The 19,986-nt window shown below is 47.7% G+C and carries 19 protein-coding genes; 5 read left to right on the top strand and 14 right to left on the bottom strand.

Features of this window, described 5'->3' with window-relative positions:
• Positions 1 to 59: 59 nt before the first annotated feature.
• The 6 genes from EDC63_RS09865 to EDC63_RS09845 form a co-directional block, all read right to left on the bottom strand.
• Complete coding sequence (locus tag EDC63_RS09865; protein ID WP_124946618.1) at positions 60 to 542, bottom strand: hypothetical protein; 483 nt, start codon at positions 540 to 542, stop codon at positions 60 to 62.
• A gap of 134 nt (positions 543 to 676) precedes the next feature.
• The gene (locus EDC63_RS09860) at positions 677 to 1,156 is read right to left on the bottom strand and encodes a GNAT family N-acetyltransferase (protein ID WP_124946617.1); all 480 of its coding nucleotides are present in this window, start codon (positions 1,154 to 1,156) and stop codon (positions 677 to 679) included.
• Positions 1,157 to 1,247: 91 nt separating this feature from the next.
• Positions 1,248 to 1,472 carry a BrnA antitoxin family protein gene (locus tag EDC63_RS09855; RefSeq protein WP_124946616.1) on the bottom strand — a complete coding sequence of 75 codons (225 nt, stop codon included), beginning with the start codon at positions 1,470 to 1,472 and terminating at the stop codon, positions 1,248 to 1,250.
• A 171-nt stretch (positions 1,473 to 1,643) separates the two neighbouring features.
• Complete coding sequence (locus tag EDC63_RS09850; RefSeq protein ID WP_124946615.1) at positions 1,644 to 1,895, bottom strand: hypothetical protein; 252 nt, start codon at positions 1,893 to 1,895, stop codon at positions 1,644 to 1,646.
• 72 nt (positions 1,896 to 1,967) lie between these two features.
• The gene (locus EDC63_RS18975; RefSeq protein ID WP_262982229.1) at positions 1,968 to 2,102 is read right to left on the bottom strand and encodes a hypothetical protein; all 135 of its coding nucleotides are present in this window, start codon (positions 2,100 to 2,102) and stop codon (positions 1,968 to 1,970) included.
• A 319-nt stretch (positions 2,103 to 2,421) separates the two neighbouring features.
• Positions 2,422 to 2,889, bottom strand: coding sequence for an LEA type 2 family protein (locus tag EDC63_RS09845; RefSeq protein ID WP_124946614.1), 468 nt, complete (start codon positions 2,887 to 2,889; stop codon positions 2,422 to 2,424).
• 122 nt (positions 2,890 to 3,011) lie between these two features.
• On the opposite strand from EDC63_RS09845, the gene EDC63_RS09840 reads away from it, so the two are divergent.
• Complete coding sequence (locus EDC63_RS09840; RefSeq protein ID WP_124946613.1) at positions 3,012 to 3,566, top strand: hypothetical protein; 555 nt, start codon at positions 3,012 to 3,014, stop codon at positions 3,564 to 3,566.
• A gap of 392 nt (positions 3,567 to 3,958) precedes the next feature.
• Here EDC63_RS09840 and EDC63_RS18970 read toward each other — a convergent pair whose 3' ends face one another.
• The 4 genes from EDC63_RS18970 to EDC63_RS09825 all read right to left on the bottom strand — a co-directional run bounded on the left by EDC63_RS18970 (position 3,959) and on the right by EDC63_RS09825 (position 9,918).
• A complete protein-coding gene (locus EDC63_RS18970) occupies positions 3,959 to 4,087 on the bottom strand; it encodes a hypothetical protein (protein ID WP_262982228.1) in 129 nt (42 codons plus the stop codon).
• Between the two features lie 60 nt (positions 4,088 to 4,147).
• Entirely contained in the window at positions 4,148 to 6,352 is a 2,205-nt protein-coding gene (locus EDC63_RS09835; RefSeq protein ID WP_124946612.1) for a YgiQ family radical SAM protein, read from the bottom strand.
• A gap of 72 nt (positions 6,353 to 6,424) precedes the next feature.
• Positions 6,425 to 7,462 (bottom strand): GDP-D-glucose phosphorylase 1 family protein, encoded by a 1,038-nt coding sequence (locus EDC63_RS09830; protein ID WP_124946611.1) that lies wholly within the window; start codon positions 7,460 to 7,462, stop codon positions 6,425 to 6,427.
• Between the two features lie 149 nt (positions 7,463 to 7,611).
• Positions 7,612 to 9,918, bottom strand: coding sequence for a Tex family protein (locus tag EDC63_RS09825; protein WP_124946610.1), 2,307 nt, complete (start codon positions 9,916 to 9,918; stop codon positions 7,612 to 7,614).
• A 258-nt stretch (positions 9,919 to 10,176) separates the two neighbouring features.
• Here EDC63_RS09825 and EDC63_RS09820 point away from each other — a divergent pair, with 258 nt between their 5' ends.
• Entirely contained in the window at positions 10,177 to 10,746 is a 570-nt protein-coding gene (locus tag EDC63_RS09820) for an ankyrin repeat domain-containing protein (protein WP_124946609.1), read from the top strand.
• A gap of 187 nt (positions 10,747 to 10,933) precedes the next feature.
• On the opposite strand, the gene hrpA is transcribed toward EDC63_RS09820, so the two are convergent.
• From hrpA to EDC63_RS09800, 4 genes are all read right to left on the bottom strand, one after another.
• Positions 10,934 to 14,851: an ATP-dependent RNA helicase HrpA gene (gene hrpA, locus EDC63_RS09815; protein WP_223248291.1), complete on the bottom strand. Its 3,918-nt coding sequence runs from the start codon at positions 14,849 to 14,851 to the stop codon at positions 10,934 to 10,936.
• 331 nt (positions 14,852 to 15,182) lie between these two features.
• Entirely contained in the window at positions 15,183 to 15,785 is a 603-nt protein-coding gene (locus tag EDC63_RS09810; protein ID WP_124946608.1) for a hypothetical protein, read from the bottom strand.
• Between the two features lie 90 nt (positions 15,786 to 15,875).
• Positions 15,876 to 16,292, bottom strand: coding sequence for a hypothetical protein (locus tag EDC63_RS09805; protein WP_124946607.1), 417 nt, complete (start codon positions 16,290 to 16,292; stop codon positions 15,876 to 15,878).
• Positions 16,293 to 16,685: 393 nt separating this feature from the next.
• Positions 16,686 to 17,351: an energy-coupling factor ABC transporter permease gene (locus EDC63_RS09800; RefSeq protein WP_124946606.1), complete on the bottom strand. Its 666-nt coding sequence runs from the start codon at positions 17,349 to 17,351 to the stop codon at positions 16,686 to 16,688.
• Between the two features lie 184 nt (positions 17,352 to 17,535).
• Here EDC63_RS09800 and EDC63_RS09795 point away from each other — a divergent pair, with 184 nt between their 5' ends.
• The 3 genes from EDC63_RS09795 to EDC63_RS09785 are packed head-to-tail and all read left to right on the top strand — an operon-like array spanning position 17,536 to position 19,956.
• Entirely contained in the window at positions 17,536 to 18,198 is a 663-nt protein-coding gene (locus tag EDC63_RS09795) for a histidinol-phosphatase (protein ID WP_124946605.1), read from the top strand.
• Between the two features lie 31 nt (positions 18,199 to 18,229).
• Complete coding sequence (locus EDC63_RS09790) at positions 18,230 to 19,195, top strand: FecCD family ABC transporter permease (protein WP_124946604.1); 966 nt, start codon at positions 18,230 to 18,232, stop codon at positions 19,193 to 19,195.
• Complete coding sequence (locus EDC63_RS09785) at positions 19,192 to 19,956, top strand: ABC transporter ATP-binding protein (protein ID WP_124946603.1); 765 nt, start codon at positions 19,192 to 19,194, stop codon at positions 19,954 to 19,956. Before EDC63_RS09790 ends, EDC63_RS09785 begins: the two co-directional genes overlap by 4 nt.
• The last annotated feature ends 30 nt before the right edge of the window (positions 19,957 to 19,986 follow it).

Here is a 19,986-nt window from a genome sequence, read left to right as displayed (position 1 = left end):
ATGTATAAAGCATTCCAAAATAAAATTTATCAGTCTGTATGCAGCACACAGCACTGAATTTACTGTTTATTTTTAATGAGTTCTTCAAGCTGCTGTCGCCGGGTTTCCATAATCGATCTATCCGAACTTCCGTCAAAGAAACGTCCGGGTGAAAACAGTGGATATATTTCTCCATTTTTGAGGTGGAGATTGATGTAATAGTAACTGACAAAATTCGATTTTTTTCCGAGAAAACCAATGCCGGTATCAACAATGTCGTTGAAAAAAATCGTTCTTTTGTTTGTTCTGAACCGGGTGGTGTCTTCGATAGCGATATGCCGAGCTTGGGGATCAATGACGATTTTTTGCTTACCACTGACTAAAAAGGCAGCAATGCCAATGAACAACAAGAGCAGCCCCAATAAAAATCCCGCAAGGTTGCTTGTCATGCCTGGTCCATCGAAGTGACGGAAGCCCATTGCCAAGGTTACGCCAGCAATAATACTCATCAGCGAAAGTGCTGTTTGCTTTCCAGAATTACTTTCGAATTTTAATGGGGCCATGGGTCACCTTTATATTATGCTTTTTAAAAGCGTAACGTTTTTGATGGTTGGTAGGCAATAGATGAATCTGTCAAAGCTGAAGTAGGGTTTTACGATGCAATAGGATAGTAGGTGCGCTTTCATCAAATGAATTGCTATAATCGTTTCTCCCAAAATTGCGCCTTACCCATTTTGGGGTCTAGTTCATACCCATGGAAACCAAACTTTACATAGGCTGATCGAGCGGGAATATTGCCTTCCAATACTTCCAGGGTCATTTTGCAACAACCTTTTTCAATGGCAATCTTCTCAGCTTCGAGAAGTAAAGTTTTCAAAACCCTTTGACCTCGATATGCAGTTTTAACTATGGCATCGTGAATGTTTAGTAAGGGTTTGCAAGCAAATGTTGAAAATCCTTCCATACAAGTAACCAGTCCTATAGCTTCATTGTTATGGAAAGCAAAGATCACATGGGCATCATTCCTGTTGTTGAGAAAAGAAGCCAAGTTGTCTATTGCAAATGCTGATAAATCCTTGCCTCCCCCCATTGGATCCAAGGCATATTCTCGCATCAAGTGTATGAGCGCTTCTGCATGGATATGATTATTTAGATCTGCTCTGACTATTTCAAACATAGGGATATCATATAAAATATTTACAGATGATGCGCTGGATAGGCCTTGAGTACAGTTCAGAACGTGGCTACGCACGTACTGAACTTATTAGTTAAGGCGTTTCTTGCCACGTAATATCAATTTTCCTGTGATATGCAACGCAATCACGAAGATATAAATTGATAAGGCTCTGATAGGGTGCCCCCGCCTCTTCGGCCATTTGCTTAAAGTAGCCAATTACATCTTCGCTCAGGCGCATAGTGACTGATTTTTTTAGTTTTGCGGCATAGGGATTTTTGCGAGACTTTATTTTAGAAAGATCATATTCAGTTTTCATGGCTTCTCACCAGAGTAGTACTGGATTTCATTTTTTGTAGCTTTGCGTGCGGAGATGATCGAATGGTATTGCCCTCTTTACGTTCAGGTGCAGCTTCAATACTGGTTTTTCCACGACGATCTTTGCCTCTTACGTGGATTGATGGGTTGGGCCTCGTGTAATGATCATGGACTACGACGCGTTAATCAGTGCCAGACCCTTTGGCGAAATAATGAACCCATTGCCTTTCGCCTCTATGGAGCGTGTTTTGTCTTGACGTGTGATGAGACGGTTTTCGGTGAGGAAATATCTGGTTTGTGATTGAAGGGCGTGTTCACCGAGCCACGGCATGTTGTGGTCGTCGTGCGTGATTAGCTTACCTGACTTCAATGCTTCAAGGACTTCGCGTTGAAGTTTGGTGAGTTTGATTGGTTCCCCTGACATATGCTCACCCGTTGAAATTGTGGAGCAAGCACCCTTGGATGCGCTCAAGATTGCCGTTTGCTTCGAGGCACTTCACTGCATTTGAACAGTTTTTTCTGCGATTGCGGTGGAACCGATCAATGACACTCGAATGCCGCTCAATGAAACAGGACGACCAATAACTGGGCACTGCCCTTGTGTGGTGAATGATTGCCTAGTAGAGGTCATACTTGTCTCCTTTGAGAGTTCTAACATTTATTAGGCGTCCTAATTGACGTCTGATACTTCCATAAATAAGATAACTTTTTGTCATATAACAATGTGATATATACAATAACGTCATATTTTGGTACATATTAGGCATCATATTCTGGACTTTCAACCAACCACCACATTCTTGTCATCTCACTTATTGCAGGGGATGGATGCTTTGTGTATTCAGAGGAAAAAACTTGCAATATAACTTTCATTGATTTCATTGGTATGATCATGCAAGTCCCATTATTTTTTATAAAGGCATTGCACTTTTTCGACAAACTTTAAACATTTACAATGTTTTTTCCCGCGTGGGTATCGCAACTTCCCCTTTGTAGTCAAATGGGATGGGCATTGCAGCATTGCGCAGGTTTAACTTACCTTTCAGGTGGTAATGCATGCTGGTTTGGGTTTTATCCATTTCGGAAAACTGGCGTAGCAAACTGGCCAGTGTGCTGATACCTTCCACCTCTAATAATTCTGTACCATATTGCGGAACAGTAATAGGTTTGTTGCTTAAGCCTTTGGCAAAGGGTTTGTCATTGACTTCCAGTTCGTACGAAAGGCCATCAATCTGCAGTGCAAAATCGTTTGGATTTTGAATGCGTAGCTGCATCTGGTAGGTTTGTTCCAGAAAAGTAGCACGTAGCAAGTTGATGCTGGAAATGGTGACGGTTGGTTGCTCCATTTTGCTTGGCAGGCCTGTACATCCGCCAATAAGCAGGGCTAATACAACATATAAGCAGGTAAGTTTTTTCATGGAATCTAGTATTGCGTAGATTGCTCATATCGGCAACAGTTGTTTATTGATTGCTGAGTTTTGTTATTATATAAATTACTTATGCCTTTTTCGGCTTTTACCTATTTCTGGAGATCGATAAGATGTCAGCATTGCCCCCAAGGCAGCAACAAATTATTCAGGCGCATGCAGCGCTTATTACGCGCGTTGTGATGGCTTGCAGTAACCGTGCAATGCTCCCGGAACTGGAACCTGTACTTGAAATGTCTGTCCAGAATGGTTGGGGCAATCTTGTCATGATTATTCGCCAGATTTTGAATGGACGTCGCGATGTCAGTCTGACTATGGGGTTAGATGAGGAAGATGGCGTGATTGTTGAAGCGATTCTTCGCGGTATTCAAAATCCGGCAACGTTGCCTGACCCTAACGCCAAACCGGATGCCGGTCTGGCTGCACCAGGCTTGGCCACCATGATTGATGCAGCAGGCAAGGGTGATACGCAGGCATTGCAGCTTTTGGCGAATATGGCTGAGCAAATGGTCAAGGCCGGTGGGGATATGGCGAAATTGGGCGGGATGATGCGGCAACTGGTGAACGGTGAGCGGGATGCCGATAAGTTGGCCAAAGGGATGAGCGTGCAGGGGCGTGAGCTGGTTTATTCAATCCTGACAGAGATGGGCAAGCTGGCTAGTCATTAGGCAAATGTTAGCAGGCGGGTAATGGTTTTTTTAAAAACTTTACCGCAGAGGCGCGGAGGCGCAGAGAACAACTAGTACTTTAAACTGAATAAGTGCAATCCAGAGACAGATAAAGCCAAAACGCTCTGATAGAAATAGCTAGTTCTCATCCGGAAACATCTATTTTTGTCTCCCCTTTGATGGGGGAGGGCCAGGGAGAGGGTGGTGACGCCTTGAAATTTAACCCCTCTCCCCTCTCCCACAAGGGGAGAGGGGATATAGCGTCTCCAGATGGGAACTAGCTAGGTGACGCAATCTTTCTCAGCGCCTCCGCGCCTCTGCGCCTCTGCGGTTAAAAAATGCATTTAACCACCTCTTGTCATTATCAAACTTAAGCGCCAAACCTATTAAGCCTACTTACTTTCGTATACTGCCATGATGGACTTCAATTCCTGAAGCAGCACTTCTTGTTCTGCTTCGTTCAGCATGCTGGCTTCAGGAACAGGCAAGCCAGTTTCCAGTTTTTCGATAATTGCGTTCACTTCTGTGCATCCCTTCTCGCACGCTATCTCAATACACTGATTGATCCTGGCCTGATCCATTTAACGTCCTCGTCCTTCGGCTTTGCGCTTCCCTGAAGTCCTGGTGGGGGCTTTGCGCGTGGGGGTAATGGTTCTTGTTGTTGCCGGGTGTGGGGTGCGGCGCGTCGCATCTGCTCCGGGGCGTCGGGCACCTTCGTGTGCCAGGCCTGTTCCCATTGGTTGCCAGTGGGGTACGAGGTGTTGTTTGCCATTGCCGATCAAATCGCTGCGGCCCATGTTTTTGAGCGCATCGCGGATGAGTGGCCAGTTGTTGGGGTCGTGATACCGCAAAAAAGCTTTATGCAGTCTGCGTGTTGTGGCTGATTTAGGGCTCTTGACGGCTTCGCTATCTCTAGTGACTTTGCATAGCGGATTCTTGCCTGAATAGTACATGGCCGTTGCCAGCGCCATTGGAGAGGGCAGAAAGTTTTGTACCTGATCCAGGCGGAAGCTGTTCTTTTTAAGCCATAGCGCAAGATTCAGCATGTCTTCATCTGTGGTGCCGGGGTGGGCTGCGATGAAATAGGGAATTAAATATTGCTCTTTACCTGCTTCTTTCGAGTATTTTTCAAATAACTCTTTAAATTTGTTATACGCACCAATACCCGGTTTCATCATCTTGGAAAGTGGGCCTTCCTCAATGTGTTCCGGTGCAATCTTGAGATAGCCGCCCACATGGTGTGTGACCAGTTCTTTAACGTATTCTGGATTGAGTACAGCCAAGTCATATCGCAGGCCTGAACTGATCAGAATCTTCTTGATGCCAGGAATCGCTCTGGCTTTGCGGTAGAGTTGAATCAACGGAGCGTGATCGGTGCCCAGATTACTGCAGACTTCCGGAAAGACGCAGGATAATAATCGGCAGGCGGATTCGATTTTGGGGCTTTTGCAAGCGAGGCGATACATATTGGCGGTAGGGCCGCCCAAATCAGAAATAATGCCGGTGAAACCCGGTACTTTGTCGCGGATTTCTTCAATTTCGGTTAAAACGGATTCTTCTGACCGGCTCTGGATAATACGCCCTTCATGTTCTGTAATAGAGCAAAAGGTACACCCGCCAAAACAGCCGCGCATGATGTTGATCGAAAACCGGATCATCTCATATGCGGGAATTTTGGCATTGCCGTAAGACGGATGCGGCAGGCGGTTGTAAGGCAGACCATAGACATGGTCCATCTCAGGTGTGGTCAGCGGAATGGGTGGCGGGTTGATCCATACATCGCGTTTGCCGTGTTTTTGCACTAATGCACGCGCGTTACCCGGATTGGATTCCGTATGCAGAATACGTGAAGCATGGGCGTAGAGCACCGGATCTTCACCGACCTGCTCGTAAGATGGCAGGCGGATAACGCTGGTTGCGCGGTCCAGCTTCATTACCTTGCGGTGCTGGAACTGTAGCGGCAGCACATTGCTTTCTGCTGGCGGCTTTGGATTATCCTGATCGCAGGCTTTATCTTTTTTGTTTTCATCCCAGTCATAGGGATTGAGCTTAGGCGCAACAGGGCCGGGAGTGTCCAGGTGACTGGAGTCGATTTCGCTCCAGCCTTCCGGTACTTCGTTGCGCATGATTGCGGTGCCGCGCACATCTTTTATATCTGAAATGGCTTCGCCACGGGCCAATCTGTGCGCTACTTCTACCAGGGCGCGTTCTGCATTGCCGAAAAGCAGCATGTCCGCTTTGGAATCCGGCAGTACTGAGCGGCGTACTTTGTCTGACCAGTAATCATACTGGGCAATACGGCGCAGGCTGGCTTCAATGCCGCCGATGATAACAGGCACACCACCATACGCTTCCCTGCAGCGCTGAGAGTAAACAACCACGGTTCTGTCAGGGCGCTTACCGCCTGCACCATCAGGCGTGTAGGCGTCATCTGAACGCAGTTTACGATCTGAAGTGTAGCGGTTGACCATGGAATCCATGTTGCCGGCCGTCACTCCGTAAAACAGATTGGGTTTGCCCAGTGCAGCAAAGGCTTTGGCGCTTTGCCAGTCCGGCTGGCTGATGATCCCCACGCGGAACCCCTGGTCTTCCAGGAGTCTTCCTACCAGTGCCATGCCGAAGCTAGGGTGGTCAATATAGGCGTCACCGGTGACGAGAATAATGTCGCAGCTATCCCAGCCAAGCTTGTCCATTTCGGCACGTGACATGGGCAGTACAGGGGCAACGCCGAAGCGTTTTGCCCAGTATTTACGGTAGGAATTTATTGGTGGGGGAGTCTGTATCATTTGTTTATTTTACGCGAAGCAGAGCAGAATCGATATGATTCTATGCATGTTTTTAGTTTGGTGAAGAACAGGTTATGCCGTAATGGCTAACTGTGCTAGTTCTTGAGAGATTGTCTGGGTATTTAGTTTTTCATAATCATCTCGGTTAAAGCTGATCATGCCCCCCGCCATTTCATACCAGGTAAACCCGCTGGTCCATGCAGGCTGAGGGTAAGTGCCTTGTTTCTTGCGCGGGAACAGATACAGCTTGCCCGGCGTGTAGAGCAGGTTGTAGGGGATTTCTAATTGGTGCAGGCGTTCGATTGCATGCCAGGCATCTTGTGCCGTGAGACAAACTGTAACCGAAGTTGGGTAAGCATCTGTGCCCCCATTGTGTTGCCAGTCGGGATGCATCACAGGCATACCGGCTGGACGGACATACATCTGGAAGTGCAAATGGTTGACCGAAGCAAAAGCCCCAAGGGAATTATAGCCAAAGCCCACACCCGGCAGAGTCTGCGCCAGCTCTTGTGTCAATGCCCACATATAGCTGTTGAAAGCTTCTGTCTGGTACTGGGGGTGGCATTTTTCGCGCTCTGGTACCAGTAATCCATGGAAATCCACAAAGGGGTATTTATTGTAATAGAGCGTGGTAGATTTATCGGCGACTTCGCCAGCCCAGAAGGCTTCCTTCTGCATGAACCCCTTGTTGAAGTGGAAACCATTGTCGTCAAAATCAGCACGAATACCCGGCGGAATAGTGGTGGTAATACGTTTGGGACGGAAAGCACGCAGATGGTTGAATTGCAGCGTCCATTTATCTTCTGTCCGATTTTCTGTGGATTTGAGTTTGTCTAATCCAATCGCATTAATTTTGAGAAACACCAGCAGATCTTCTTCTACTTCCTGTAGGGTCCTGCCTTCTTCCAGCGCGTTGCCGAAGCTTGTTTTGAGTGATTCATACAAGGTGGAAAGTGCTGTTGAAGTGGCTGTTTGAATTTCCTGATCAAAAGATGCGTTGGCGCAAACTAGAATAAATGGACCCAGTCCGCCATTTTTAAGCATCGCTGAAAGGCCAGTGTTAAATGCATGGCGAAAGGCGGGTAGTGAAGAAAACGGGTTGGTATTCATAGCGTTATTTACGTTAATGCTGATTTCTTTGTGAGTAAAGCAAACTGACAAGTTACTCCCTCCCCCTGTCCCTCTCCCACAAGGGGTGAGGGAACCTGCTGCTATCCAATTGGTGTAATTTGGCCCTGTGCAATAAATTGCATGAAGGCTTATTTTTTACCAAACTTGGCAAAAGCTGCAGCCATGGCACCGTCTTGCACTTGAGGTTTGGATTCAGGTTTGCGTTGTGGCTTGTTGTTAGCCGGTGACGAGGTTTTTGCCTGTACTGGGCTGCCAGTATCATTCAAACGCATGGTCAGCGCAACGCGACGGCGCTTTTCGTCCACTTCCTGTACTTTTACCTTTACCACATCTCCGGCTTTCACTACGGAATGCGGATCTTTGACAAACTTGTCCGCTAATGCCGAAATATGCACCAGCCCATCCTGATGAACGCCAATATCCACGAATGCGCCAAAATTGGTGACGTTGGTGATAACGCCTTCAAGGATCATGCCGGGAATCAGGTCTTTCAGATCTTCCACGCCTTCCTGAAAGGTGGCGGTTTTGAATTCAGGGCGGGGGTCACGTCCCGGTTTTTCCAGTTCCTTGAGAATATCCGTTACTGTCGGCAAGCCGAAATGTTCGTCGGTGAATTGTCGTGGGTCGAGCTTTTGTAGCAGGGCGGTATCACCGATAATTGATTTGATATCGCGTTTGATGGCTGCCACGATGCGTTCTACAACCGGGTAAGCTTCAGGGTGAACACTGGAGGCATCCAGCGGATTGTTGCCGTTCATGATGCGTAAAAATCCGGCAGCTTGTTCGTAGGTTTTGTCGCCCAGGCGCGGCACTTTTTTTAGCTGGTCACGGGAACTGAAAGCACCGTTCTGATCACGGTAATCCACGATATTTTTCGCTAAAGTGGCATTCAGCCCTGAAACACGCGTGAGTAAAGGTGCCGAGGCGGTATTGACGTCTACACCCACTGCATTCACACAATCTTCCACTACAGCAACCAGACTGCGCGCCAATGCAGGTTGGCTGACATCGTGCTGATATTGGCCGACACCAATGGATTTTGGATCGATTTTCACCAGTTCAGCCAACGGGTCTTGCAAGCGACGGGCAATGGAAACAGCTCCGCGCAGGGTAACGTCCAGTTCAGGGAATTCCTTTGCGGCGAATTCGGATGCGGAATAGACTGACGCGCCAGCTTCCGATACTACTAACTTATTCATATTCATTTCAGGAAGCTGTTTGATGAGATCCATAGCCAGCTTGTCGGTTTCGCGGGATGCGGTGCCGTTACCAATGCTGATCAGTTCCACTTTGTGTTTTTTAGCCAGTTGGGCAAGTGTGGCAAGCGATCTGTCCCAGTCATTGCGCGGTGCGTGCGGGAAGATGGTAGCGGTATCCACCATCTTGCCGGTGACGTCCACAACAGCCACTTTAACACCGGTACGCAGACCAGGGTCCAGGCCGAGAATAGCCTTAGGTCCAGCAGGGGCGGCCAACAGCAAATCGTGCAGATTACGGGCGAATACCTTGATGGCTTCCAGTTCTGCGCTTTCTTTCAGGCGCATCATGAGTTCTACATCCAAGTGCAGGAAAATCTTGATGCGCCAGGTGTAGCGTACTGTTTCCAGCAGCCATTTGTCTGCAGGGCGCCCGGCATCGCGGATATTAAATTGCTGGGCAACCATGCGTTCACAGGTATTGGGTTGCATTCTGGCGTTTTCTTCCAGATCTTCCGGCAACAGCAAAGTGAGTTGCAGAATTTCTTCATTGCGGCCACGGAAAAGTGCCAAAGCACGGTGAGACGGAATGGCCTTGAGGGCTTCACTGTATTCGAAATAATCAGCGAATTTTGCACCGGCTTCTTCTTTGCCGGCAACGATGGCAGATTTCAGAATACCGTTTTCCCACATATATTCACGCAGCTTGCCTAACAAGGTGGCTTCTTCAGCAAACTTTTCCATCAGTATCTGGCGCGCGCCATCCAGCGCCGCTTTTGTATCTGCTACTCCTTTTTCTGCATCAATATAAGTTTGCGCGGTTTGTTCGGGATCCAGGGTGGGGTCTTCAAACAAGGCCAGAGCCAAAGGTTCTAACCCGGCTTCACGCGCAATCTGTGCCTTGGTGCGGCGTTTGGGTTTGTAGGGAAGATACAGGTCTTCCAGATCTGTCTTGGTAGCTGCGGTCTGTATGGATAGCTCCAGTTCAGGCGTGAGTTTCCCTTGGTCAGTAATGCTTTTGATGATCGTGGAACGGCGATCTTCCAGCTCACGCAGATAACCCAATCTTTCTTCAAGATTGCGCAATTGTGTGTCATCCAGGCCACCGGTCACTTCTTTACGGTAGCGGGAAATAAAAGGAACGGTCGCGCCCTCATCCAATAATTGAATGGCGGAAATGACTTGTTTCTCATGTGCTGAAATTTCTTCAGCAATGCGTTGTGTAATGGTTTTATTCATGCTTGGGTGATTTTGCTCAGAGACGATTTTGCGAAAAATGAAATCATACCATCAAGTCGGTTTTTAGATTATTCGGATTTTATTGCCCGCCTAAGACTTAATCCGGAATCTTTGACATGGAATTTTTTTGATGTAATACCAGAAACACTAGCTATATAGGGGGCTTCGGCTAGATTTGGATTTACCCTTTCAAGAGAGGGGTTGACGAAACGCAAAGGGTTTGAGGTAATAGAGGGCTATTTTGCAGAGGAATGTCACATGTCTAACGAATTATTGGATGCGGTAAAATCCGGTGATGTATCAAAAGTAAGCGGTTTGCTCTCAGGTGCCGATGTGAATATGCGTGATGCAGAAGGGGATACCCTGCTTATGATTGCGGCTAATTCTGGCAATCTGGCAATGGTCAAAGCGCTGTTGGCAGCAGGAGCCGATATCAAGGCAACAAACGAAGTGGGTTGGACCCCTTTGATGAAGGGGATCTATAACGCTGAACAGGATCGGGGCTTTCCGGATGTGGTGCAAGCGCTGATCGATGCTGGTTCGGATTTCGAACATCAGATTGTATACGGTACGCGTCCGCTAATGGTGGCTGCGGGTTACGGTGAAGCCGGTGTGGTAGAAGTATTGCTGAAAGCCGGTGCTGATCCCAAGGCTAAAAACGAAGGCGGCAGAACCGCTTTGATGATGGTGAAAGACAAGGATTATGTGGATGTAATCAATCTGATCCATGAAGCCGAGCTGGACTTGGAAAATGGTGAAGCAGGTTGCGGCACCAGAAATGCACCTAACGCGCAGGTAATTACTTTTTTGAAGCCGGAAAAGAAATAGTTTCACGCTAGAAAAACAGTTTTAACCGCAGAGGCGCGGAGGCGCAGAGGTTTTTCAAGACGTTGCACGAAAGTAATTCCTTGCCTCAATAATGAGTTGGTGCAAGGGTTGTTTTTTCTCAGCGCCTCCGCGCCTCAGCGGTTATCCAAATGCCTTTTATCAGCCTAACGAATGCTGCCGAGAGTTATTAAGACTTGTTAATCCCTTCCCATACCTTTTGTAATCGCTTTGCTGATACCGGATAAGGCGTCTTTAATTCCTGCGCGAATAGCGAAACCCTTAGTTCCTCAATCATCCAGCGAAATTGGGTGAGTTCAGCACCCGAGTTGCCAGCTTTGCGCTGTTTATCCAGCCGCGTTTGGTAAGCTTGCCAATGTTCTTTGACTGCAGCGCTATGGCGTGCATCATGTGCGGCAGCACCAGGATATTTTTCAATTCGGCGCAAAATGGCTTTGAGGTAACGAGGCAGGTGCTGCAACTGCTCCCATGGTGTGGCCGAAATGAAATTTTTATAAATGAGGTGGGCGAGCTGCTCCCGAATATCTGTCACCAAAGGCGGTGGGAGTTTGCCACCAAGTTTGGATTGGATGGCATGGTATTCGGTAAATATTTCCCCAGTGATGCGGCAGGCTCCCTGTGTCACAGCGGCTAGCCGGGTGCGGGCACGGTCTTTCTGGGCGATGAACTGTTTTTCGTTGCGGGGAAGCTCATCGTCGCCAATGAAAGCACGGTCCGTGATCGCAATCAGCAGATCTTCCCTGAGTTCGTCCGGGTTTTCAATGGTACGTGCCTGCATAGCCATTTGCGTAAAACCAGGCAGGCTCTTTTCAAGTTGCTTGATCTGCTCACGCAGTACCAGTCTGAGCAGCCGGCGCACACCTTCTCGCATGGCAGTATTGGCTGCTTCCTGTGTATCAAATAATCGGATTGAAACAATCCCACTTTCATCCGCCAGTGCGGGGTAGCCGGTCAGTTGCGTTTCGCCGCGCTTGAAAGTGATCACTTCCGGCAAATCACCAATGTCCCAAGTGGTGATATTTTCCCGTTCAAAATCCAGCGATGGGGCCCGTGCAAAAGTCACTTGCGCGGCTTGGCCCAGTTTTTCTCTCAGCGCAGCCAGGTTTCGTGCCATGCCCAGTTCCTGCTTGGCATCATCTACTACCAGGAAATTCATTTGAAGATGGGTGGGTATATCAGCACTGTTCCAACTGTCCGGTGGTACTTCAACACCGGTTTTTTTGAGAATGAATCGCCCAAGGGATTCTGTCAGCGGGCCGCTACCAAACGGTATATCAGTCAGAGCAGCTGTCACAAACTCGGGTACCGGTACGCAAGCCCGGCGTATTTGTTTAGGCAATCCCTTTATCAGGGAGGTGATTTTTTCTCGGATCATACCCGGCACCAGCCATTCGCAACGCGCTTCATTGACCTGATTCAGCAAATGCAGTGGTACAGTTAACGTGACACCATCTAAAGGATGACTCGGTTCAAATCGATAAGTCAATATGCAGGGAGTTTCGCCAATATTAAGTGTTTGTGGGAACAGTTCTACAGTCACCATTTCTGCACCATGGCACATCAGGTCTTCACGTGTCATAAACAGCAAACGTGGTTGTTCTTTCTCGGCTTCCCGCCGCCACTTATCGAAAGAAGAGCCGTTAAAGATGCCTTGTGGAATATGCTTATCAAAGAAAGCAAACATGCGTTCTTCATCTACCAGCACATCCTGGCGCCGTGATTTGTGCTCCAGTTCGCGAATTTCTTCCACCAGCTTGCGATTGTGTTCAAAAAACCGGGCCTTGCTATCGTAGTTGCCTTCTACTAGCGCTTGCCGGATAAACAGTCCCCGCGAAAGTTTAGGATCGATGGGGCCGTAATGTATACGTCTTTTCGGGCTCAGGGTAAGGCCGTACAGTGAGGTGCGTTCAAACGCCACTACCTGAGCGGGCGCCTTTTCCCAATGGGGGTCAAAGTAGTGGCGTTTGATCAGATGTTCGCCAACTGTTTCAACCCATTCCGGTTCGATTTTTGCAACGGTTCGTGCAAACAGTTTAGTGGTTTCAACTAGCTCGCCAGCTACGACCCACTTAGGATTTTTCTTGTGCAGGACGGAGCCGGGGAAAATATTGAACTTGATCTCACGGGTACCCTGATAGTGTCCTTCTTCCGCTTTGACGCCGATGTTCCCGAGCAAACCGGTTAATAGCGCACGGTGTATTTCTTCAAAAGCAGCGGGAATCTGATTTAACCGCATACCCATTTCTGCAATTTGGGTATGCAGCTGGCCGTGAATGTCACGCCACTCACGCATGCGGATCAGCGAAAGGAAGTTTTCGTGACACTGTTCCAGCAGTTTGCGATTGGATTTTTTATGCTTGAGCGCATCATCGTAAAAATCCCACAGTTTCAGAAAGCCCATAAAGTCCGAGCGTTCATCTGCAAATCGGCGGTGTCGTTCGTCTGCACGTCCTTGCGCTTCCATCGGCCGCAAGCGAGGGTCTTGAACAGACATGGCAGAGGCAATAATCAGTACTTCATTGAGGCAATTTTCTTTCTCGGCGGCAAGCAGCATGCGGCCAATTTTTGGGTCAATGGGCAGTTTCGCCAACTGTGTTCCGACTGCAGTGAGATTGCGTTCGGTATCCATTGCGTTGAGTTCTTGCAGAAGTTGATAACCGTCTGCAATCATGCGGGGTATGGGTGCTTCCAAAAAGGGGAAGGTATCTACTGTGCCTAACCGTAAACCTTGCATGCGCAAAATTGTCCCGGCCAGTGAAGTACGCAGAATTTCCGGGTCCGTGAAAGGCGCGCGCGCTTTAAAATCATCTTCGCCATACAAGCGCACACACACGCCCGCAGCTACCCGCCCGCACCGTCCAGAGCGCTGGTTGGCAGAAGCCTGTGATATTTTTTCAACCAGCAGTTGGTCTACCTTGTTGCGATAACTGTAGCGTTTTATTCTGGCATGGCCTGGGTCTATCACGTAACGGATACCGGGCACAGTGAGCGAAGTTTCTGCGACATTGGTCGCCAGGATAATACGCCGCGCACCGGATGGTTTGAAAATCTGTTCCTGTTCCTGAGCCGATTGTCGGGCAAACAGCGTGAGAATTTCCGTGTGTGCCGGGTGGTGTTTGCGCAGCGCTTCCGCAGTCTCGCGAATTTCCCGTTCACCCGGCAGAAAAATCAGAATATCCCCTTCTCGGCCCAGTCGGGATAATTCGTCAACCGCATCTAGAATGGCCTGTTCCTGATCTCGTTCCTGCTCATCTTCATCATCAGATCGAATAGGCCGATAACGCACTTCAACCGGATACAGGCGGCCCGATACTTCAATAATCGGCGCGTTACTGAAATGCTTGGCAAAGCGCTCAGTGTCGATAGTGGCTGATGTGATGACCAGTTTAAGATCAGGCCGTTTCGGTAATAATTGCTTGAAATAACCCAGCAGAAAATCAATATTGAGACTGCGCTCATGAGCCTCGTCGATAATGATCGTATCGTAGGCATTCAGGAAACGATCATTCTGAGTTTCAGCCAGCAAAATGCCGTCCGTCATGACTTTGATGAAGCTTTCTTGGCTGATTTTGTCAGTGAAACGCACTTTGTAGCCCACCGTCTGCCCAAGGGAAGAATTCAGCTCCACTGCAATGCGCGAAGCCACAGATCTCGCAGCAATCCGCCGAGGTTGGGTACAGCCAATCAAACCACCGACCCCCCGCCCGATTTCCAGACAAATTTTCGGAATTTGAGTAGTTTTTCCGGAACCGGTTTCACCTGCCACGATGACGACTTGATGATCCATAATCGCCCGTGCGATTTCGCTACGCTTTTCCGAAACGGGTAGTTCTTCCGGGAAGGTGGGGACAGGCAATGAAGCAACACGTTGCGCCCGCTTTTGTGCAGATAGCTGTATGGCAAGCACCAGCTTTTCCAGCAGGTTTTCGAAGGGTTTACCCGCGCTGGCAACAGAACGGATTTTGTCGAGTTGTCTGCGCAGAGGGTACTGGTCTGCACCCATGCAGGAGGGAATGTCTGCGGCCAGTTGCTGGAGTTGCTTTTGCACGGTTACGTCATGAATATTAAAGAATTTGGGATTATACACGGCATTTTGGATGCATCGCTCTATGCTTAAATGCAAAGTTTAAAATGATTATTTTCTAACAAATGTGATTATTTACAAGCCATGCGGCCATTCAATCTTGTAAATACGCTTCCCCTAAGTCCTAACTATCGAGATATGTGGCATCTGACATCTTGCAGACGATCACACAGCAAGCAGCAGCGGTAGTTTTGTTTTCGGATTGTGTTTGGCTCACCGGTTCGGACAAAACTGGGCATTGGATAGAGTCTATTTAACTGAATTATTGAATTTTTCAGGTGTAGGTTCCAACTTTGGATATCGACATTACCCATAGCTGTCGGTTGCCACCATCTCAAACTGACTCAGCAAGGGCATCGCTTAAATTCCTCAAAAACTCTGGGTAGCTGGGGAATGGGCAGCGAGCTATCCCATGGCGATCAAAAAATTCATGGAGTTTTTCCTTACCGAAGATATTTTCGGTGATTTGCATCGCCAGTAAGTCGCTATCGATTTCAATATTTTCCATACACGTTGGCGGTAGTTGGGTGAATTCCGTGTTCTGGCGCAGGCGCTGTTTGATTCGCGCCAGTTTAACGAAAGATTGGGAGCAAGCTACTTGCCGAACGTGACCACACTCGTGAGCGACGATCCAAGTAAAGTGAATATCTTCCTGTTCCACTATTCGTGCAGCCAACCATATGAGATGATCGTCGGGAGCATTATTAATTAGGTTCCAAATGTGATCAGGCACTTGCCCACGCGGCAATTGCTCCCCAGGCCTGCGATATAAACCAAAATCGTATTGGCCTCCTATTAAAGATTGAGTTAGATCTTGTTGTTCACGATCGATGACAATTAATCCCGGTAACGTATCAACTTCGGCAATCCTCAAGACTTCAATTACTAGCTCAGATTGTCGTTGTGTTGCTCTGTTTGAATAGGCAAAAAATTTCATGATCCGGGGCTAATAGTTAATCACTAGGCTGCAATACTTATATGTATAAAACTGGGGCAGTAAGCAACTGTATTCCTAAAAAATCAGAAACTACATCCCGTGCTTAGGTTTTTGAAATGGCTGTGGCGCTAAGTGCTGCATATCCTTGCCTGTTATTTTCCTCACCATTTCAGCCAGACCTCCAATAACATAGCTTAGAGGATTTTCTTCACAATACTTGGCTACAAAATTAAATCTGGAGTCCATATCTGATCCTGCAAAGAAATCGACATTCCCAGGTACTGATGCATTGATTCCCGCAACAAAACCTTGGATATACATTTTGTTAACGGTTGCTGCACCTTGACCTGTTTTTAATTCCTCGGTAAGTTGCCCACAACTCCCATCCCCCCAAGCTAAAAATTTCCCATGCTCGTCGTAGGCAAAAACATTGGTGGCGCTGCTCATAATCAATCCAAAAACAACCAGTAGGATGGAAAGTAAACGATTCTGCTTTGTAGGTGTCATTTAATATTATCTTCCATGGTAGCAAGCAATTTTCCCTGTTCACTTAACACAAGGAAGCTACAGATACAACAAGGAACAATTTATCAGCAAAAGCCATAATCTTCCAGTAGAGAAAGTTTCTGGTTCAAGTGCTGATTGTGGAGCCAGCTAGAACCAGAAGTAACTCGTCTCTTTTTGGTACGAACGTAAACTTCATTGCATTCATTTTGTTACCTAAAAATGGGCAATTACCAGTTTCTAGAATTGGCATATTGCTGCCTGTTGGTGTAGAAGGTAATCAATATGATTTAAGCAAGAAATTTAGTGGTTGCTTGAGTCTTGCTTTGTGGCTGAGGGTTCAATAAAATAAATCTATGAATCACAGATAACCTGAATTCGTCATTTCTAAACTTTCTATTTGTTCCGAATATACCGTTCATCATCAAACGTGCTGACCCACTGAGGGCGAAACACCACCATCAGCGTCATGATCATGCCTGTAGACATTGCTTCGGACCAACTCATGAGGATGTAATAGGGCAGATATTGTGAATAGAGATATTTCAGGCTATAGGCATCCCCTGCTGCCAGCAGCCAGGTAGAAGCAAGGCCTGTGGCAGTCACTGCGAAAGCGCCGCCAATAAAGGCGTTAATGAAAATATAAATGAAAAAATGGTTGGGTAATTTTTGGTCCACTATTCTGAACAGGGTGTAACTTAACCATACCGGTAAGAAAATCATGATCAGAGCATTAAGCGAAAAGGCTTCCCATCCGCCTAAGCCGGTAAGTGTTACGCCGGCTAATACAATTAATAATCCAAAAATAGCCAGCTGCGGCCCGAACATGAGGGTGAAAGCGGTTGCGCCTAATAAATGAAAATTCAAGCCCGGTTTGATCCCGGCTTTGATGCTCCAGATGGTCATTAAGGCAACACACGCTCCTAACCAAAGATTATGATTGGCAGGGATTTTTAAGCGTTGCCATGGGGTGGCAGGCACGGTTTTGATCAGCAGGATGGCGAGTAGCGCATGTCCGAACCAATACCACTGGGCAGGTAATAGATTGTCTGATAAATTCATTAGCTTATTTTACGCTATACTCTTCTGATTTTTAATGCCTGAAAAGCAATTTGTTCGTAGCAGAGAAACAACATTTCAAATAATTATTCCGTGGTGGAATGTTTTCTATGTTTTTCTGTTGCGAAAGCGTGTTTTTGAGTAAGCATCGTTTTAGTTAAACTGGATTAAGAATGAAGGGGTTATTGTGCGTTTAGTACTGTTTGATTTGGATAATACACTCCTGGCAGGAGACAGTGATTTTGAGTGGGCGCAATTTTTGATTGAACAGGGCGTGCTCGACCGTGAAGTGTATGAAGCCCGTAATCTGGCGTTTTACGAACAATATAAGGCCGGTACGCTGGATATTCACGAATTTCTGAATTTTCAGCTGAAGCCGCTTGCACGTCATTCCCGCCGCCAGTTGGATGCGTGGCATGAACAATTCATGCAGGAGAAAATTCTGCCTATCGTTGCCCCTAAGGCTAGGGAACTGGTTGCCCATCATGCTCAAGACGCAGATTTGATGGCGATTATTACAGCGACCAATAGTTTTGTAACGGCGCCTATTGCCAAAGCCTTTGGTATTTTTCATCTGATTGCAACTGAACCCGAACAGAAAAATGGGGAGTTCACCGGCGAGGTTTTTGGTACGCCTAGCTTCCGGGAAGGAAAAATCACCCGACTGGATGAATGGCTAAAACTGAAAGGGCTAACCTGGTCTTCAATCACTGAAAGCTGGTTTTATAGCGATTCTCTGAATGACTTGCCGCTGTTGCAACGTGTTACCAACCCGGTAGCTGTTGACCCTGACGACACCCTGCGTGACTATGCCGAGAAACAAGGGTGGCCAGTAATCAGCCTGCGCTAAAATTGCTGTGAAATCACAAATCTGAGATTACATGCCGCGTTTTATACTCCTACTGTTGTTGGTTGTGTTTGCCTTGGCAAGTATTGTCTCGGGCATGCTCATGGGGAGCGCTAATCTCCCCTTTGCAAAAGTAATCGAATCCTTGTTGGGGAATGCTTCCGGGCTGGATGCGCAAATTGTGCTCCAGTTACGTTTGCCACGAGTGTTAAGTGCCTTTGCCTGCGGTGGATTGCTGGCTGTTGCAGGTGCATTGCTGCAAGTGTTATTGCGTAACCCGCTGGCTGATCCCTATATTCTGGGTATTTCCGGCGGTGCGGCAGTGGCTGCTTTGGGCGGAATGTTGCTGGGGCTGTCTTGGGGTGGGGTTAATCTGCTCGCGCTGACAGGCGCATTGGCAGCGATCGGCTTGGTATTCGGATTGAGTTACGGCGACGGATTTTGGGATATGCGGCGCTTGTTGCTGACAGGGGTTGTGTTATCAGCCGGATTTGGTGCGTTGATCAGTTTAATGCTGGTGCTGGCGCCAACGGCGCAGGTTCAAGGTATGTTGTTCTGGTTGATGGGAGATTTGTCTCATGCGCAAAATCCTGCTGTCGTGTGGGGAACGATGGTGTTTGTGTCAGGCTTTTCCCTTTGGCAAGCACAGAGTTTGAATATTCTCAGTCTGGGCGAAATCAAGGCAAAGACGTTGGGTGTATCTGTGGTGCCATTGCAAATCGGTATTTACTTTCTGGCAGCTGTTGCGACATCTGCTGCCGTAATGGAGGCGGGTGCCATTGGCTTTGTTGGCTTGGTGATACCCCATATGGTGCGTTTGTTAGGGATTTCTGATTATCGATGGTTGATTCCCATGGCGCTTCTGCTGGGGGGCGGGTTTTTGACGGTTGCGGATACCCTGGCAAGAACCATCGTAGCGCCCGGCCAACTGCCGGTAGGTGTACTGACTGCGTTATTGGGCGTGCCCGTACTACTCATGCTGCTTAGAAAAATCCGATGACACTTTCTGCAGAAAATCTCACGCTGGGTTACTCCGGAAAATCGTTGTACCAGAACCTGAATGTTACCATGCTGCCTGGTGAATGCTGGGGGATTCTGGGAAGAAACGGCTGCGGTAAAAGCACCTTGCTGCATGCTTTGGGTGGGTTGATCAAGCCACTTTCCGGTAGTGTCTCTATTCAGGGTAATCCAGTTGCATCGTTGCCCAGGATTACATTGGCGCAGACCATGGGCTTATTGTTGCAGGAAGAATCCAGTCTGTTTTCTGGCACAGTTTTAGATTATGTCCGGTTTGGCCGATTTCCTCATAATGGCTCCCTGGCAGGCAGGGATGAATTGGGTGAGGCACTTGTGCAAAATGCTCTGGAACAGATGGAGTTGAATGCCCTGGCTTTACGGTTGGTTGGTACGCTTTCCGGTGGTGAGCGGCAACGTGTGCGTATCGCAATGCTTTTGGCTCAATCCCCGGTGATATATGGTCTGGATGAACCGCTATTGCATCTGGATATCTGCCATCAGGCGACTGCCATGAAGCTATTGCGTGATCTTGCTGCAACACAGCGCAAAACAGTCGTGATGGTATTGCATGATACGCTTTGGGCAAGTCGATATTGCGATAATGTATTGTTGTTATATGAAAATGGCAACGCATTGAGTGGGGCAGCAAAAGATTTGTTGAGCAAGGATAACCTGGAAGAATTGTACGGGTGTAAGATGCAAGCATTAATAATCGATAAAGAAGTCCACTATGTGCCATATTGAGGCGATCTTAGCAAATTCGGGTTATTCCTT

It is taken from the genome of Sulfurirhabdus autotrophica (genome assembly GCF_004346685.1).
Classification (GTDB): Bacteria; Pseudomonadota; Gammaproteobacteria; order Burkholderiales; family SMCO01; genus Sulfurirhabdus; species Sulfurirhabdus autotrophica.
The sequence above is the reverse complement of the archived record's forward strand: the minus strand, read 5'-3'. Positions and strand labels throughout refer to the sequence as shown.